This window comes from Nostoc sp. 'Peltigera membranacea cyanobiont' 213, from assembly GCF_002245975.1.
GTDB lineage: Bacteria > Cyanobacteriota > Cyanobacteriia > Cyanobacteriales > Nostocaceae > Nostoc.
Window position 1 is genome coordinate 1 of sequence record NZ_NOLI01000161.1, and the last position, 17,356, is coordinate 17,356.

Consider the following 17,356-nt stretch of genomic DNA (forward strand, 5'->3'; position numbering starts at 1 on the left):
TGTCTGATTTTACTCTTTTTATCGAGAAAAATCCTCCGTAAAAACCCCTTTGTGACAGTTAGGGTGCGGAATGTGGGTTACAATATTGCGGTAAGTAGGGTGTACTTACCTAAAATTCCCATTGCAGAGCTATAAAGTAAAACTACACTACGGCAAATCCTGTGACGACGATATTACCGCAATTAAATAATTAGATTTATACTTAACAAATGACAAATATTTTTTGGTAGCAAAAACGTAGATTTGTGACCAACAATAAACCAACCGACTATGCTGCCCTTATCCGCGCCGCTAACCAAACCGTTCCAGAACCGCCTGAATGGTTGACTGTGGGCAACCATATATACTCCCCTGAATACGGAGTAGGGGAAGTCATGGCGTTGTTGGGCAGGCGGTTGATTGTCAAGTTTGTTGAAGAGGTTAATCCAACTCAATTTGACGATTGGGAAGAAGCGATCGCTCTTGGATCAATTAAATCAAGTAACGCCAACTTAGTTTCTTCCAAAACGTTGCTCGAAGAAACTAACGCCGTAATTGCAACAGTTTCCGAACGCATTCAACAAATCCCCCACCTGGCGTTTCAGTCTGTCACTCAAGAAGGTGGTAATGGAGCAGCAGAAGCTATCTTTTCCGACTTGCCCAATTTCGCTGATAAAGCATACGCGCTAGCAGCTGAATGTGATTGTGAAGCAGGTTGTCCAAGGTGTCTACATTCAACGGGTTGTCCGCAGCATAATGAAGCACTGCATAAAGATTTGGGTTTGTTTTTGTTGGATGCGATCAGTCAATCAGCACAAAACAGCCAGTAGCAACGCCCTCTTTTTAGGCAGTCATTGATTCAGATAATAAACCTGACATACTCAACACTTGCTCTGACCAATTACTGGCTACAGCAGCGATATTTCCACGTTCTGTTGGGCTTGCCCAACTATTTGACCAGTCTTGCTGCCACTCCCTTAACTGGCTTTGTAGTTGGTTTAATTCCCCTACTTTCTCGGTATCTGTATCTGGGATAATCAACCCAACAAAAAATAGACTTTCCTCAATAAAGGCAGCAACTAAGCCTTGGTTAGCTGGATTTTGGCATCGGGATTTGATACGCGCCAAACTAGCTGCCAACTCTCCTAAGCGGTTTGCTTTAGGTTGGCGTAAAAAACTCGCTTCAATTGCTCTCCAATCAGGCATTATATTCCTCCTAGCAATCGCCGGGTAATTAGAGCCACTCGTTCTCGAATTTCAGGAGATTTAATTTCCATTGTACGATTGTTTTGACTGGGACGGATGTTGATAATCGACTCAAAACCTACTTCTTGAGTGTAGGGAAACCAATCAGCACCCCAAATGTCTTTTTGTCTACTACCATCTTTCAACAAAACTTCTTCACACTCATAATGAAGTTGACTGCCTCCAACAAGAATTTCTCTATCTATATCGACTGCCAATTTTATAAACACCCCCCAGGCTTTGAGCATTTCGTCAAGTTGCTCTTTTGTCGCGCGATCGCGGATCAGCAGAATCAATTATTTAACCTCAGTCGCCAATATTAATTACCAACATTATTTAATAAATTGTCCTTGTGGACGGATTCATTTTCGTTGATTAGCTCGATTCAAATGAGTATTTTATCGTTTTAAAAATAACAACATTCCATGTGGATTATCTAAAGATACATCTTTATTACTATTGTGATTCTGCGACTCATACCCTTGTAAATCCTGACTTGAAAGTGAGTACACATCAGTTGCAACAAGCTGATACCCTTGATTATTTAAATAACCAACTAATTTATCAGGCATGACATGAGACGCGCCGTAGCTTGGTAACAAATTATGTTCGATTTTATCCTGGTCTAAAATATTTAATTGCACAACACCTGTACGACAAAATATATCAAAATCAATCGACTCGATTAAGCCACTTGTAGTGATTTCTATTGAATTTAATTCCATCGCCAGTTGCTCTATACTCGCAAAATTCCGAGACCACGGGTTGCCCATTAAAAATAGTCTTATCGATATTGCCTTCGGCTGCACCTTCACGATATCAAGTAATGTTGCTGTAACCGCATGTGGTTGTAAGTAATCTAATACTCCATGAACCGAAACTAGCCGCAGGCTATTTGGAGCGTAAAGTTTTGTCAGTTCTAGTTCTGCTAGATTGCGATCGCAAAAATAATTTAACTGTAGATTTGGGTATTGGCTGCGTAAAGCTAAAAACTTTTCTGGCGGATTAGTAGCAATGTCGTAACAGTCGATTGTCGGAAGTTGGTAGCGCGTCAAGTCAACTCCCTCAAAACCGAAAAATACTTCACGTTCGGCAAAACCTGCACCCAAGATAGCTGCACTGTCACCATTACCTGAAAGAATCGCTTCCCAAGTCAGGGGATAAACATTGGGGGTAAGCTCCAAAAGTCTAGCTCGACTAATTTCTAAGATATTGCCACTGCCCTTGTTTTCTAGGAATCTTACTGCCATAAAACCTCGCTATATTATGAAATAACCTTGGGACGACTGATTAGGGTGATATCTTTACCTTCGCCCAAACGGTACACTTCTGTGCGATCGCCAACATCAATTTCAAAAAACCGATAGCTTGTAGTAAACCGCGCCCACGGTGCCAAAGGATTAATTTTTGGGAGATTGGTTGTTGCTTGGTAAGTAATTTCAAACCCCGCTCCCCCATCTTGCTTGAACATCCGCAAAAAACATTCGTAGTCTCTAGCGTGCCAAAAATCAGTTGTTCGGCGACGCACCACATCTTGGGAGTCAGAACTCATCGCCCGTGCTGCTGATGCGGACACGATCAATTGCAAATTGTCAGACATTCGCGTTAAGGCAAGTTTCTTGTCTGGGTTTGAGAATATTTCATCAACAATTGGTCTAAGCTCAGGATGCAAACAAGTTTCAGCAATGTAAAACCCTGAATACTTGCTGATATCATTCTCAAATTCCCGATCAACTAGTCTTTCGGAATCACAACTAACCGACTTTCGTAAGCTCGCAAAAATCAAGTCTTCGTATAACTTCTGCTGCGATGCTGGCGTTGCTGCAAGAATTTTGAATGCAGACCCACGCATCCCCTGAATTCCTATCAAAGCACAGGTACAATCGAGGGATGCCGCCCACATTGCTAGAAATTTCCGATAGTTGGTATAAAGCATTAATGCTTCCTGGTAGTCAGGAGCTTTAATTTTGAGTAGATGCTTTACTGGATTGGGTTTAATTTCCCATCCAGGCTTGCATAGTAAAGCCCGTAACGCAGAAGAATCTTCAATGGCATCCATGCATTTATGCCCCAAGCTTATTAATGACAATTATTGGTCTGTCCATTTTTGTCAAACCTCATGCGGGATATCAAATCCTTAAGATGGGCTGGATCTACACCAAACCGATGAGCAATGTCATACTCCTCATCTTCAGTTGGCGGTGCATTTAGTGTAAGTAAATGCTCCAAAAAAGGTTGCGACCCCCCTAAAGGCAAACCATCATCCGTAAAAGGTAACCTATGTTCGTGCATTGACTGCTCAAATACCGCAGGGCGGGTATTTTGTAGCCACGCTACAACCTCACCAGGTTTTGGCGGCTCTATCCCCAGTCGATCGCATTCTTCTAATAACTCGTTTGATAATTGCGATTCTACTGCGGAAACGCTGCGCGATGCTCCTTGAGGAGCCGCCAAGGGCGATTCTCCTGCGGAGACGCTGCACGAACGCACCTCCAAATCCTGCAACCATTCCTGTAGTTTTCCTGTCTCTGGTAACTGCAAATCCAGCGCCCGACAAGCAGCTACAAACTCTTGTCCAATAGCAGCATTAGCATATAACTGTCCCAACCAAGTAGCAAATTCCTCATTTTGAGGTAATTTTATCCCTTGTTCAAAGCTAAAAGTTTGCAGTTTCTTTCCTAAACGAATTCTTTCTAAAAGCTTTGTACCAGTATCTTCTTCATCATTAATAATTTGAGGGTCATTTGACCCAAAAGCCATTTTGTCTAAAAGCCAAATAGCTATTTGTCCTGATTTTGGAGCCGACAAATTTAGAGTTTCACAAGCAATAAGCAGCTCAGTTCCCAAAGACGTATAACTTGCAAGCCACTCCTCTAAATTACCTGACCGAGGAGCAGTAAGTCCCTTTTGAGATAAACCAACAAGCTCTAAACCCAAATTCACCAAGTTCCTAACTACCATTGACAAGCTTTTACCCATATCAGGTATTAGCTTCTCAATTTGACCTCGCATATCAACACTAATATGGACTGTCACGCGGTCTTTCTCTGCATCTACAGGACGACCACGCTTCGGAAGTAGCTTCGGGTTTTGTTCGGGCTGTTGTTTACTCATGTTACTTCAGTCTATCGGAACCACAAAGCATATTTGAAGCCTTTGTATGCTAAATCGTTAATAAACGTAACTACTTAGCAGTGCAAAAATGTTTTCACACTGCTAAATAGTTAAAAAATGTAAATAAAACACATACATAATTAGTTGATTTGGTATTCTTCAATCAAAAGCACAAAAAAGTTGAGATGGCAGAAAAACACCTGTTTCAATCAAAATTTCTGCACGAGTGCAATATGAAATACTGCGAAATCTTCAAAGACTTACCCAAAGAAAGCTTAGAACCCAGACAATTTCTACGCCACTGTTTTGATATCGCCGAACTTAGTCCCCCCGAACTGCTCGAAGAAGAAACGGACTCACAATACCGCAAAAAATGTATCACTGTACTGTGTGCAGTCTTAGGTGTACAAAGACCAACAGTTCGCAAGTGGGGAAGTGACCTCAACTTTGACGGGATGCCCAACTACTGCAAAGTTTCACTTGCTTACATTCATGCCGCCGAAATTGTGCCAAAACAGCTAAAGAGCATCTTGAGAGGAGAATACAACGCACCAGAAGTAGATGCTCAAACGTTTCTAGAAAAAATACTTCTCGAAGGGTTAAGCGAACAACAAGTATTACAAACTGTCTCTCACGCCAATTTTCGCGCAACTTGTGTCAAAACTCTCACGCAAGTATTACATATTGGCACCAAGTCAGTCCAAGATTGGGGTCAGGATATGTCGTTTCACAAAATGCCCAAAATTCATAAACACACCTTGGGCTATGCCTTGGCTGCTATCTCCAAATCATCATCAGAAAATTGGGAAAAAGCGGCCTGACTTATTTAACTAGTCGAATTAGGAAACTTAGTCTTAGAGATTAAGACCGCGCATACAATATCATGACTACAACAACTTTTGCAAATAAATTATACGTCGAGCAGCATCAGGTAGACTCCAATCCTACCACCCACATAGAGCAAAGTACCCTAGAGTACCTCCATACGGCTTTCCTACTCTACGAGTACAAGCAGACTTACACCAAAAAAGAATATCGCGCACTGTTAGAAGAGTACGGTTGGGACAAGGGAAGTGCTGAGGAAAGGCGATCGCTCCGAATTGCCGAGAATTTTCAAGCATTTATCAGTTGCCCGGAACACTTAGCGGTTTTACCAATATCGGTACTACTTCGGTTATGTTCTGTGAACTACAAAATCCTAATTGATGAATTGAAAGATATTCCTATTGGTGGATTGACTTGTGGATTAGTGTTAGAACTGATTGAGAAAAGAAGATTATTTCTCAAAGCCATGAATCAAGAAAAAAAAGATGGCAACTGGCGAGCAACACCAGATGGAAATAGATATTACACCTTCGGCAAAATTATGGAGGATGACCACCAGACAGGGGTGTTTACCGAGAAGTTAATAGAGGAATTGGGACTGTCACCACAGCGAATTGTCAGAAAGGCGATCGCTGATTTATATGAAAAGCATCAAGCTGAAATAGCCAAGAATGAAATCGGCTCCTTTGAAGAACTAATCCCTTGTGAACAACCCACTAACACCATAGAAGAATTGATTGCTGCCAACGATGAAAGTGTCGTCAACCCAACAAACCTTGAGGTAATGCAGCGAGAACTTGAAACCTTGTGGCAAAGGGATACAGAAGAATATGACTGCGAAGAATACCTGGAAGAACCTGAAGAGTCAAACATTGACTTTGAAGAAGATGAGATTGAGGCAGTAGAAAGTACATTGGCTGGTATGTTCGGTACAAATGAAGTCCCAGCAACTGATGCAGAAGTCCTCGCAGACATATTGCGGAAAGCTTCAGATTATTCCTCAGTGCGCCGAGGACTATGGCAATATCAACAAGCTAAACTCGATGAACTCAACAGCAGCAAACAAAAAAATAGCTGTTAGCCTATTCTCCGGGGTGGGTGGATTTGACTTGGGATTTAAAGCAGCAGAATTTGAAATAGCGATCGCCATTGATAACAATCGCATCGCCCACGAAGTTTAAAGTCTGGCATCCGCTATGATCAACCCAAGACGATGTGCAATAAGTTGTAATTGCTGTACATCGCGCTCAGTAAAATTGTGAGATTTAAAGTTACCAACGTGCAGAACCCCAATCACTCCTTCCTCAACAGGTAATGGGACGCCAACAAGCGATCGCAATCCCTTCTGGTGCAAAATTGGACTCACGACCTCTACTGCTGACAGATTATTAACCATCATCGGCTCAACACTGGCGGCAATATGACCAGCAATGCCCCGCCCGATAGGGATACGAATTTGTTGTGTAATTTCTTCCTCCAGTCCAATGGTTGCTTGTACAGCTAAACTCTGTAGGTCTGCAACTGGAAGTAGGAGTGTAACAGTATCTACGGACATATAATCTCGCAACCACTCAAGCAGCCTATTAAATGTTGCAGTCAGCCTAGTTTTTGTACCATTTTGTTCACTAGCTACAACCGCATTCCAACCCCTGTAAGGCATTGGTTGTCCAGTGTAATCTCCCCAAAACACCATTGCTCAACTCCATTAACTATAAATACTGCCGTTGCTGTGATTTTGAGTACTCAGCTTTGCACTTTAGAGATGGCAGTCAAATTTTTTAAGAAATTAATAGCTTCTTTATCACAATACCTTTGCCAAAATAAGAGCCTAGATAAATTTTGGCAAAAACGGCAAAACTAAGCATATATAAGCGGTTTGATGAAAACGTGGTTTGGAATCTAAAACCCTTATCCTGCTGTCAATACGTTAAAAAACTCTTCTGTGAAACCTTAAAGGAATTTTTAGGACTGATTGGTTTTGCCAACCTTCAAAGAAATGGGAGTTACAGCAATTTCCAGGTAATTGAACCACAAATTTTGGTAATCTAGACCAATACCTTCGCCAAAACAAGAGTATGAAGAGAGAGGGCGCTCTGTAGTAGAGTTGTTGTCTTCCCAAACGACAACTCAAAAACTACAATTCGCCCATGCTCGACATCCTATCACTCTTACAATGCCTGCTACCGCAGATAAACGCTACAACAATGCGGCAGTTGAACCAAATAATCTTGGCTATGTTAGCAATGAACGGCCGAGTCACTATGTTAGGAATATCACGTTGGGCAGGGATTGGTGGCAGTTATCGGACAATATTGAGGTTTTTTCATACGGGAATACCTTGGGCGACGTTATTTTGGCTATTTTTCCGCAAGCATTTGTTTCGTGCAAATGAGGTATATTTACTTGCAGGAGATGAAGTTGTAGTCAGCAAATCAGGTAAACAGACTTATGGATTAGATAGGTTCTTTTCCAGCTTAGTAAGTAAACCAATATCAGGACTATCTTTCTTTACATTATCATTAGTAAGTGTCGAACAAAGACACTCATTCCCGATTCAAATAGAACAGGTGATAAAGAGCGATATAGAAAAAAGTAGTGTATCACCAAAACCAGAAATAAAAACCAAAGAAAAACGTGGACGTGGACGACCAAAAGGGAGTAAAAACAAAAACAAGACTGAAGTAATTCTCACATCTGAATTACTAAGAATTAAGAAGATGATTAATGAGTTAGTCTTGTTGATAGCTAACTTTATCCCGCTTACTTACTTAGTTTTAGATGGTCATTTTGGAAACAATAATGCTTTGCAGATGGCTCGACAAGTCAACTTGCATATAATTTCCAAGTTACGCCACGATTCAGCATTATACATCCCCTACCAAAATCCTGACCCTAATCACCGTTCACGCCGTAAATACGGAGAGAAACTAGACTGGCGTAATATTTCTGATGAATATTTGCGTCAAAGCATTATTGAGGAGGATATCCAAACCGATACTTATCAAGCTAGTTTACTACACAAAGAATTTGCCCAGTCCCTGAATGTAGTTATTTTAGTGAAAACCAATCTCAAAACTAATGCTCGCAGTCACGTTATTCTTTTTTCCAGCGACCTAAAATTGTCATCTGAGAAAATAATTGACTACTACAAATTGCGCTTTCAAATCGAGTTTAACTTCCGTGATGCCAAGCAATTTTGGGGATTGGAAGACTTTATGAATATCGGTCAAACTGCGGTGACTAATGCTGCTAATCTAGCATTCTTTATGGTTAATTTATCTCATCATCTTCTCGCTGATTTCCGTACCCTTAATCCCGACTCAGGGATTATTGACCTTAAGGCTCATTATCGTGGCTTTCGATATGTCCATGAAATCTTAAAAATGCTTCCCGAAATCCCTGAGCCTATTTTATTAACCCAGATTTTTGCCAAACTTACTGCTTTAGGACGTATTCATCCCGTTTCCACTGGCGTTGAACCCTCGTAAATTGGCAGAGGTATTGCAACTTAAAATGGCGCAAGTTCTTCAAGGAGAATCTTTTCGGATTCTCAGTCATTTTTTTATTAATTTGTATTGGGCTGTCTGTTTACATTCGTGTTGCTAATGCACCGCCGCCCCAAACAACACAAAGTATCGACGGGGAACAACCGTAAAATATTCCGGTTGAGTGACAATGAAATACCAGAAGCAAGCGATGTTGGGATTATTGGGCATGGGGTTAATCGCAAGTCCTTGGTTATCGCAACTGCCAGCCCAATTTAAAACTTACAACAGTGGCATTACTATCCGTGAGTCAGAAGAATTAGAACGCATTAAAGCCGAGCAAAGGGCAGAAACCGCCGACAAAATTAATTCTCTTGGAGTTACGCCCTCATTCAGTAAGTTACGAATCAGGAACTATCTAGACTCGAAAAAACGTAACCCTAGACCTGATACTACAGGTTATTTAGAAGATGAAACAGTTTTTGTGTATGACTCAACGGGTTTTTGTATTGGGCGAATTGAACAGAGGCAATGGCGGTGGAAGTATAGATTCAAAAATGCTTGTAAGAATTCACCACTATACCAAGATTCTCATGATTGATTTATGAAATATCTCACTCCAAACAAATCTAATTCACAACCAAAACCAGAATCATCACCACAAAGAGAGCCGAAAAAAGGAGGGAGTGACTACTTAGAATTATTAGCTCGGTGGATTGTGGCATTAATCTCACTGCCAGTCATCTTTATCTCACATATCATTGCCCAATTCGTTACCCCAGGCACACCCGGATACAAACTTGTTGGTGCAATCGGTTTCTGGATTGGTACACTCCTTTCTACTGATAGCATCTGGCAAGTTTTATTCCAGGGAAAACCGATTTTCCCGTGGTTTGAAACAGAATGGATTGGTTGGTTTGGTTGGTTACAACTCCTATTTAATCCCTTGTTTTGGATTAGCTTCGGTATCTCTGCACTTGTCCAAGTGATGGAAGCTAGGACATTGCGTGGTAAAGACCCACAACAGGCCAAGAACGAGTTTGAGGAATCAAAACAATACACACTCGGCAGTAAACCAAATGGGAATATCGACCTGACAGTGGCATTGTGGGGTGATTATAAAGCTGCTGGCATGAAAGAACGTCATACAGGTGGAGCGATCGCACTATTTTTCTGGGTTTTGGATCTGACTACTACCTTCGTTGGTCGTAATCCCTTCCGCTACACTAATCCAGGTTTAATCCTGGCTTGTTTTGCTTACAACGTAGCCTCAATGATGGCAGGCGAGATTGGTTACAACATTTGGAAAATAACTAAGTAAGAGGAATTCACATGCAGCAACAAATGCCAATGCTAGGAACCAAAGAAACGGCACTTTTACGTGACGATTACCCCAGCATTGAGTATTTGGAAGCTGGGAATACCGCCTCTTGGTTACAAGAGCGTCAAGATCAATTATTAGTCCGCGCCAGGGACGAACGTAACGGTATGAATCTGGCGAAGTTCATTACTTTAGCGACGGCGGCCACTGGTGCTGTTTGTTATGCCACTTCCCCACTTGCTCCCATCGGTGCAGTCTTCGCTGGTGTTGGTTATTTATGGTCAATTGTTCAGGACTTAAACGATACTCATCAATTTGCACCGATTCCCTTTATCCGTGGCGACTTCTTTACTTTCCTTTCGGCAATGGGTGATAGCGTCGCTAGAGTTGAATATTTTGCTAACCAAAATGAAATTGCTGACTTGATGCTGCATCTGGAGCCAATGTCTAAGTATGAGTTTGCCATGCTCAAGCAATCATCTCATGTGGTGTGTGAATACTTGAGCGCCGTTGAGCCAGGAAAAAGATTTTACGCTTACCGTTGGTTACTTGATTGGTTTATTCAGCTACGTGGGCAGTTTCCCACCCGTGAGCAATTGTCTGGGCATTTAGCGCAAGTCACAATTGACCCACGAGTTAACTACCAACAAGTAACAGTTATTCAAGAGGCGATACAACCACAAAATCTTGGTATCCCACAAGCTCGATTTGCTCAATTACCAAATCATGCTGTGGGAGCAAGGTTTGAAGAGGACAAGGAGCAGGGTGCGGGGTGCATGGGAGAGAATCTTTCCCCTCTGCCCCCTGCTCCCTGCTCCCCTGCTTCTTCTCCAGTCAATACCGAAATCTCCACCTACACCACTAAACCCCAAGTGCGGTATGACCTAATCGCTCACATCGCCAAAAAAGTTACCAATATGCTGTGGGTTGGTGTCCCTGGTTCTGGCAAAGGTATTACTATTAGCAATGCAATCGATGCTATCAAGCGACTGCATCCTGGCATACACATCTTTTATATTGACCCCAAAGGTGACGAGAAAGAAACCGGTTATTTCAAAGGTCGTGTTGATACTTTTAAACGGGCTAAAATCCTAGAAATGTCCCCGGTCGAAGCCGTTAAATGGGTCAAAGAATGCTTTACCGAATTTCAAAATATCTCTGGCTCCAAGTTGATTATTTTGGATGAAGGTACGGCTGTCTGTTCTAAATTTAAAAATACCAAGGGTGAAATCGGCTGGCTCAAAGACAAAATCATCTCTTACTGTTCTTGCGGTGATAGTTCCGGTTGGCATTTCTGGCTTGTCGTACAAAACCCTCACACTGATGACTTGGGAATTTCTGGCGGGCTGCGATCGCAATTAACTTCAGTGGCGTTGGTTCATCCTGATAACGTCCCAGCTTACAACGCCATGATTGCCACTCAACTCATCCCCAGCGATCGCAAGATTACCTCAACCCAAGTGATGGAGATTGCTGCACAATCACCAGTTGGTCGAGCAGTTTATTACGGCGGCATCAATGAATGGATACCAATGCCTCTGTTAAAAAATTTCTCTGGTTATGACCGGGATACCAAAAACTTTATTGACTCTGCACCAAGTAATAAGCAAACCTCTCAAGCTGAAACTAAGGAGTCAATCACACCGACAACCCAAGCTCAACAGATGTTGGCGCTCTTAGAGAAGACGAAAGCCAATTCCATTGATGAGTTTATCCAAAGCGAGTTGAAATTAGACGGAGTTCCACCAGAGCTGATCCGAAAAGGAATCGAAAGATTGCTTCAAAATTCACATCTTAAATACAAATTCGACAGTTGCGATAGTAATCAAAATTAAAATTTGTTGAATAACCTATGCAAGACGATAATCAAAACACTTCCCTATCAGCAGCCTCAAGCCCTTTAGAAAAGTTAACAACGAGTGTTGCTAATTTTATTAACAGTCTCTCTCAAAGCTTTAAACTTTCAGAACGCGAACTACTAGTTCAAAACCAGTGGCTACATAATATGCAGACTAGTAAGCTTCTGAAAGAACAGCAGAATTTCATCAATGAAGCTAATCAACAGATGCCTATACTATTAACTTCCAAGTCAAGATTAATAATTCTGGAAGCAATACTTGTCACTCGTGCTAAAAATGGACAACCTATAGATGATTTAGTTACGGCAATTGAAGTCGTCAGGAAGAACGTTCTTGAGATAGATATCCAGCCCAACCTCAATTTAGAAAAAGAGCAAAAAACTCAACCACAGAAAAGCAAGGATACACTAATTACACATCGTCATCAATACGAGTTACCTATTCTGAGCGAAGTTGGTGGTTTAATAACTGATGCCCGAAACCTTATCTTAATTGTGCCTTTAATTGCGGCTCTATCCGTTTTGATTTTGTCGATTACTAGCCCAAGAATTTGTGATTCTTGGGAGAATGCTACTGGCACTTATGAAAACAAAAGTTTGTTTTGTCAACTTTTAGGTGATTTGAATCGCTTTTTTCAAGACTATCAAAAGCTAAAATGAATCTTCTAGCTCTGGCAATAATCGCCAGAGCTTAAGCAAACTAATAGGGAATAAATCATTATCTACTACTCAAAGATATAACTTTAATGCTAATTTAATCAGCCAAAAAAAGACTTTCTTAGCTGATAAGCCTGTAGAACAGGTATTGTTGACATTTTCAGCATTAAATAGGGAAAAATGTAAAATTGGAGCGCTTGCATTTTTAAAAGCTGCTCTAAAAAAAGATAAAATATTAATTAGAATAAATAACTTCCATAGTAATTTAAATGACTCGATTTATTCATGACCAATTTGCTAAAGACTATTTGGAAGAGTTACTAAAGCCTTATGGGGAAGTAAAAGCTTCTAGCCGTGTAGCTGGTGAGATTAGAGAAATTGATGTTTTATTTTCTCCTGCCCAACAAGCTAATAATTTAGAGATGCTAGGAATTCTGGGAAAATTTGCAGCTACACCTGCTATTTTTGAACCATTTCGCAATCCTGCCTCTGAGGAGGAAATCTGTGATTGTTTGCTGAAACTATTGGAAGTAAGAGGTGCTTTACAACGCGAAGCTAACCGCAATAAAATCTCTATTAAAGAATTAGGAATTCCGAAATTGTGGATACTTTCTCCAACCGTATCTGTGAGAATACTTTCAGGTTTTAGTGCAATTCAAGCATCTAATTGGGTGTCTGGAGTATACTTAATGGGGGAGTATTTGCGAACAGCTATCGTTGTAATTCATCAACTGCCACGTACTCAAGAAACTTTATGGCTAAGAATTCTCGGTCGAGGGAAAGTACAAAGGCAGGCTATTGATGAATTAGAAGCGCTATCATCTAATCACCCGTTTCGGAGAGCCACGCTAGAATTACTGTACAATTTACAGCAGAACTTGGTAATGTCTCAAATTGAAGAATCAGATGACAGGGAGTTAGTTATGCGATTAGCACCACTTTATCAACAAGACCGAGAACAAGCTAGACAGGAAGGACAAGTAGAGGGAATTAAACAAGGTGAAGAACGTTTAATTATACGTCAACTAAATCATCGCTTTGGTGAGATTGACTCTTCAGTAATTGAGCGAATTCGAGGTTTATCTACTGACCAATTGGAGACTTTAGGAGAAGCCTTTTTAGATTTTTCATCCCTCACTGATTTAGAAACTTGGTTAGACCAAAACCTCTAAATAAAAAGCTTGTGCTATTATCTCTTACCTGGAAAGTAGATGCGCTCTTATCAAGGAGGTTTGGGGCAACAGAAAAAGGCTTCGCCGTGAGCGCAACTTCTCTTCTTAGGCTGCGCCCTAAGCGTAACTATGCCGCAGGCTTTACAACAAAGATAAAAAGCTATTTGAGAACAGTAGTTGCGCCATCATTTTTCCTTTTTCCCCTCTTGTTTGTACCTTGTGTCACCTGAGCTTCTTCTGACTTACTGGAGTTGACCATTTTCACCAAGTGCTGATTTAGATAACTTTGCGCTGAGATATACAAGCTTTCCCAAATTTCTTGATTGCGGCTGATTTTTGTGCCTACTGTATTTCCGGCTGTTTTCTCCGACACCAAGTATTTACGGAAATAGTTATTCCACAAGTGTTGGAGAAAATCTTCAGCAAATTCGTTAAACGGCAGAATCCATTTATAGTCCTTGTCTAGAAATACCCGATATGATGCGATTATCGGTAGTGCCAGGTCAGTTGGCGCACCAAACCCGAATGAATACTTGCTGTCAGGCAACAATGTAGTTTTACGTATATCAATTGATGCTAGGTCGTTAGCACCCTTTCTTCTAGGGTTGCTGATATATTCTTGGATTATCTCGTAGAGTCTTTGCTCTATCCACAGAGCATGAGTCAAGAGAGGCAGTAAAGCGGTTAATCTTTCCCTTTCTGCATCTGTGATGTTACTTGGAAGACTCATTCCTGCTGGGTGTTTGGTTCGTTTATTCCCGTCGGGGTTGTATTTATTTCTGTCGAGGCAGTAAAGGAGCTTGAGTAAATGGGTGACATTGCACTGGGCATTTCTGGGAGCGCCGCTTTGATTCTGGTAATAGGCGATGCGGAATTTCCTATCTTCTTTCTGTTCTAACTGGGCTAAATACTGCTTGACGAATTTGTAATCCCCTCTGGCGTTGACTTTAGAACGCGAATCTACTGGCGTTGTAGTATTTGAAGCTAGGGCTATATCTTTGGCTGATTCTTCACTCAATCCGATGTGAATCGTAACTTTTACTCTAGCTTCGGTTAGGTCATATTTGTAATTTTTCGCTTGCTCAAAGGCTAAAACTGTGTGGCCACCGTTGATAATGCCATCGCTCCCCCCCTCGTTAGCTTCTAAAACTTCTAGCTCCAGTTCAGTTTTGTTCTTGACAGGTTTAACAATATTCGCTGACAGAACGATTCCACTGTGGCGAGAGAAGAATTTTTCGGGTTCGGTTGTCAGTGAATCGAACATTTGTCTGTAGGTCGCGCTTTTACGGTTCGGTTCGCGGATGTTCGGTTCTAGGGGGAGGTCTGTGGGGAACGAGTCTACATGAGCAGTGGCGATGATGCAATTGGGGTTGGCTTGAATATAGTTATCTATCTTGATGTTCCAAGTCTTGGGCATAGTTTGTTTTAGTTAAATTCGTCTTAGGCTTATGGAGTCAGGGATAGGGAAATTGGGCGATGCTCAATTTCATTGCTGGGTATCGGTTGTAGGCGACTGGTAAATTTGACGCAATTGTGAGACAGTACTCGCTGTATCTATCCCCTCCAAGATGGCTTCTAGCAAGCTTACATCTTGGATAGATTCGATTTCGGGTAATAAATTTTGACCAGTTTCTCCAAATTTGAGCTTTAATCCCAAGGCTATACCTTTTAACAAAGCTTCAAGCTTACCTTTTTCAATACCACTACGTTCAAAAGAAGTAACATACTGCATACGTTGCTCTGCCTCCAATTGTTCTACTTCATGCTGAAATTCTCGCTCTAAATCTTGAGGGAGTGTCAATACCCAGTCTACAAAAGCCAATAAGTTTAGAACATCCTCACGTTCAAACCCCTGCTGGTACAGTCTCCGCACTAAACTTAGTTTCTGCTGCTTACGTTGTAACCTGTCGCTAAGAGTTTGTAATGCTGCTAAATGTGCCATCACTACAGTCGCCAAAGGGTTACGGCTGGCTTCTAGTTCCGACTGACGTTGTTGATAGTCTAGCAATTTGACAATTGGAAACTGAAACTCAACTTTAGTGCCAAACAACTCGTAACCAAACCGATTTGGTCGCCAGTTTACCTGCTCATCACCTAGAATTGCCAAGGATGCCACCGATCGCTTATATCTATCGTAGATGCGGTAGTTATAGGTAAACATCCTTTCGCTAAAGTCTGACTCTGACTGGGATTGGATTTCTAAGTGTATCAGTATCCAAGTTTCTTCACCACCAATGCGGTATATTTTTACCAGCTTATCCGCCAGTCTTTTCCCTAGTTCGGCATCACGCACTACCTGCTCTAATTCTTTGTCCAAAAACTCAGGCTGTCGAGTCCAATCTATTTCCCTATGTGCTTGCGGAAAGAAAAACAGCATGAAGTCTTCAAAATACAGTTGTAGTATCTGTTTCCACGGCGAATCATATTCGGTTTGAGGGTTGGTATTGATCATACTCGTTCCAGAACGAACTCACGCCCCTGATTGTATTACTACTTGTGAGCCAGTGTATGATTTGAGAATTGTGTTGAAGTTGCTTACCAATTAATCTTAATCTGGGAAGTTTTCTTAATCCCACAGATAAATCGAAGAAGAAAATATGTTTAATGTGAATTCATTGGAGTTACCTTTTACCTGTTTGAATTAGGTTGGGCGAATGAGCGCACTGCTTCACTCACCCAAGAGACAACAAATCACCCAGCTATATCCTTCCCACTTTTATAGTTCATCGCTCTGGGTTTCCTCTTGCCTATAGGGACTATTTTCGATTGCTTGGGTGCTTGTGGCGGACGGCATGTTTCACAGTAGAGTGGTCGCACACCAAAGGTTTCTCGTTGTGTGGGCTGTTCACACTGCTTACATACGAAGTTGAAAACGCGAGTGTGAATTTCCCGCTTGTGCGCTCTGACAGTGTACTCTCGGACTTCAATAGTTTTGCTGGGCATCGGTTCTTTCTTCGGTGTTCTATTTATAAGAATAGTTTCTAGTATCAATATATTCATGCTTCATTTGATTGAAACAGTGAGGTTTTTCGCCGGGGATTAAGCAGAGGCGATGCCACCAATTCATGGCAGGTACGCGGGGAGCAACCAGACAGAGGCAATTAAAGGCATCTTTACCAGTAGTGGCGGTTTGTTCTCAATCTTTGGAGTAGTGAGTTCGACTTATATAAATGAAACTAGAGTCAAACAACCTTTAGTCCTAATTAAGAAGATAGTCTTTAATCTTGTTTTGATGAGAGCGTAAAATTTTCAGAGCAAGATGTTCAGTTTTACGAATTGTTTCCAGACTTTGATTTAGGCGTTTTGCAACTTGACTCAAAGTCAGTTGCTGATTATCTGACAATCCAAAACGTAGAGTCAATACTTCTCGTTGCCTTGGCTTAAGCAATGCCAGCAACTTGCTCAAGTCTTGGTGTAAAAGCTCCTGAGCTATTTGCTCATCTAGAGAAATGCTATCCATCGGTAAAATATCGACTAGTTCACTTTCACCCTCATCTCCCACTCTCATTTCTAATGAAACTGGAGACTTGGAAACCTGAAGGTAATCTCTTATTTGGCTTGGCAATAGATTCAACGATTCGGCAATTTCTGCTACAACTGGAGGACGACCCAAAGACTGAGATAGTTGCTGCTGTATTCTCCTGATTTTGTTTAACTTTTCGTTGATATGAATTGGTAAACGAATAGTGCGAGACTTATC

20 protein-coding genes are annotated in these 17,356 nt (G+C 41.4%); 10 read left to right on the plus strand and 10 right to left on the minus strand.

Annotated elements, in window-relative coordinates; translation table 11 throughout:
- Window positions 1–245: 245 nt before the first annotated feature.
- Window positions 246–809, plus strand: coding sequence for a Zn-binding domain-containing protein (locus CDG77_RS36945; RefSeq protein ID WP_223270038.1), 564 nt, complete (start codon window positions 246–248; stop codon window positions 807–809).
- Between the two features lie 13 nt (window positions 810–822).
- Here CDG77_RS36945 and CDG77_RS29185 read toward each other — a convergent pair whose 3' ends face one another.
- The 5 genes from CDG77_RS29185 to CDG77_RS29205 form a co-directional block, all read right to left on the minus strand.
- Window positions 823–1,185, minus strand: a complete 363-nt coding sequence (locus CDG77_RS29185) for a hypothetical protein (RefSeq protein ID WP_094332749.1) — start codon at window positions 1,183–1,185, stop codon at window positions 823–825.
- Window positions 1,185–1,520, minus strand: a complete 336-nt coding sequence (locus tag CDG77_RS29190) for a DUF5674 family protein (protein ID WP_094332750.1) — start codon at window positions 1,518–1,520, stop codon at window positions 1,185–1,187. Before CDG77_RS29190 ends, CDG77_RS29185 begins: the two co-directional genes overlap by 1 nt.
- 102 nt (window positions 1,521–1,622) lie before the next feature.
- Window positions 1,623–2,474: a hypothetical protein gene (locus tag CDG77_RS29195; RefSeq protein ID WP_094332751.1), complete on the minus strand. Its 852-nt coding sequence runs from the start codon at window positions 2,472–2,474 to the stop codon at window positions 1,623–1,625.
- A 14-nt stretch (window positions 2,475–2,488) separates the two neighbouring features.
- Window positions 2,489–3,283, minus strand: a complete 795-nt coding sequence (locus CDG77_RS29200) for a hypothetical protein (RefSeq protein ID WP_094332752.1) — start codon at window positions 3,281–3,283, stop codon at window positions 2,489–2,491.
- 20 nt (window positions 3,284–3,303) lie between these two features.
- Window positions 3,304–4,338: a hypothetical protein gene (locus CDG77_RS29205; RefSeq protein WP_223270039.1), complete on the minus strand. Its 1,035-nt coding sequence runs from the start codon at window positions 4,336–4,338 to the stop codon at window positions 3,304–3,306.
- A 233-nt stretch (window positions 4,339–4,571) separates the two neighbouring features.
- Here CDG77_RS29205 and CDG77_RS29210 point away from each other — a divergent pair, with 233 nt between their 5' ends.
- The 3 genes from CDG77_RS29210 to CDG77_RS35845 all read left to right on the plus strand — a co-directional run bounded on the left by CDG77_RS29210 (window position 4,572) and on the right by CDG77_RS35845 (window position 6,344).
- Complete coding sequence (locus CDG77_RS29210; RefSeq protein ID WP_094332763.1) at window positions 4,572–5,159, plus strand: hypothetical protein; 588 nt, start codon at window positions 4,572–4,574, stop codon at window positions 5,157–5,159.
- A 62-nt stretch (window positions 5,160–5,221) separates the two neighbouring features.
- A complete protein-coding gene (locus CDG77_RS29215; RefSeq protein ID WP_223270040.1) occupies window positions 5,222–6,244 on the plus strand; it encodes a hypothetical protein in 1,023 nt (340 codons plus the stop codon).
- Entirely contained in the window at window positions 6,207–6,344 is a 138-nt protein-coding gene (locus CDG77_RS35845) for a DNA cytosine methyltransferase (protein ID WP_223270041.1), read from the plus strand. Before CDG77_RS29215 ends, CDG77_RS35845 begins: the two co-directional genes overlap by 38 nt.
- Here the strand turns inward: CDG77_RS35845 and CDG77_RS29220 are convergent.
- On the minus strand, window positions 6,341–6,856 hold the full coding sequence (locus CDG77_RS29220) for a GAF domain-containing protein (RefSeq protein WP_094332753.1): 516 nt from the start codon (window positions 6,854–6,856) through the stop codon (window positions 6,341–6,343). The two genes, CDG77_RS35845 and CDG77_RS29220, sit on opposite strands and share 4 nt — an antisense overlap.
- 454 nt (window positions 6,857–7,310) lie before the next feature.
- Here CDG77_RS29220 and CDG77_RS29225 point away from each other — a divergent pair, with 454 nt between their 5' ends.
- The 6 genes from CDG77_RS29225 to CDG77_RS29250 all read left to right on the plus strand — a co-directional run bounded on the left by CDG77_RS29225 (window position 7,311) and on the right by CDG77_RS29250 (window position 13,656).
- The gene (locus tag CDG77_RS29225; protein WP_094332754.1) at window positions 7,311–8,651 is read left to right on the plus strand and encodes a transposase; all 1,341 of its coding nucleotides are present in this window, start codon (window positions 7,311–7,313) and stop codon (window positions 8,649–8,651) included.
- 187 nt (window positions 8,652–8,838) lie between these two features.
- Window positions 8,839–9,249, plus strand: a complete 411-nt coding sequence (locus CDG77_RS29230) for a hypothetical protein (RefSeq protein WP_094332755.1) — start codon at window positions 8,839–8,841, stop codon at window positions 9,247–9,249.
- A gap of 3 nt (window positions 9,250–9,252) precedes the next feature.
- On the plus strand, window positions 9,253–9,969 hold the full coding sequence (locus tag CDG77_RS29235) for a hypothetical protein (protein WP_094332756.1): 717 nt from the start codon (window positions 9,253–9,255) through the stop codon (window positions 9,967–9,969).
- A gap of 11 nt (window positions 9,970–9,980) precedes the next feature.
- Window positions 9,981–11,804, plus strand: coding sequence for a hypothetical protein (locus tag CDG77_RS29240; protein WP_094332757.1), 1,824 nt, complete (start codon window positions 9,981–9,983; stop codon window positions 11,802–11,804).
- A gap of 17 nt (window positions 11,805–11,821) precedes the next feature.
- Window positions 11,822–12,487: a hypothetical protein gene (locus CDG77_RS29245; protein WP_094332758.1), complete on the plus strand. Its 666-nt coding sequence runs from the start codon at window positions 11,822–11,824 to the stop codon at window positions 12,485–12,487.
- Window positions 12,488–12,753: 266 nt separating this feature from the next.
- Window positions 12,754–13,656: a DUF4351 domain-containing protein gene (locus tag CDG77_RS29250; RefSeq protein WP_094332759.1), complete on the plus strand. Its 903-nt coding sequence runs from the start codon at window positions 12,754–12,756 to the stop codon at window positions 13,654–13,656.
- A gap of 160 nt (window positions 13,657–13,816) precedes the next feature.
- On the opposite strand, the gene CDG77_RS29255 is transcribed toward CDG77_RS29250, so the two are convergent.
- From CDG77_RS29255 to CDG77_RS29270, 4 genes are all read right to left on the minus strand, one after another.
- Window positions 13,817–15,073 (minus strand): AIPR family protein, encoded by a 1,257-nt coding sequence (locus CDG77_RS29255; protein WP_094332760.1) that lies wholly within the window; start codon window positions 15,071–15,073, stop codon window positions 13,817–13,819.
- 69 nt (window positions 15,074–15,142) lie between these two features.
- Entirely contained in the window at window positions 15,143–16,108 is a 966-nt protein-coding gene (locus CDG77_RS29260) for a cytosolic protein (protein WP_094332761.1), read from the minus strand.
- A gap of 239 nt (window positions 16,109–16,347) precedes the next feature.
- The gene (locus tag CDG77_RS29265) at window positions 16,348–16,599 is read right to left on the minus strand and encodes a hypothetical protein (RefSeq protein ID WP_094332764.1); all 252 of its coding nucleotides are present in this window, start codon (window positions 16,597–16,599) and stop codon (window positions 16,348–16,350) included.
- Between the two features lie 256 nt (window positions 16,600–16,855).
- A partial coding sequence (locus CDG77_RS29270; protein WP_317615943.1) for a sigma-70 domain-containing protein occupies window positions 16,856–17,356 on the minus strand: 501 nt, incomplete at its 5' end.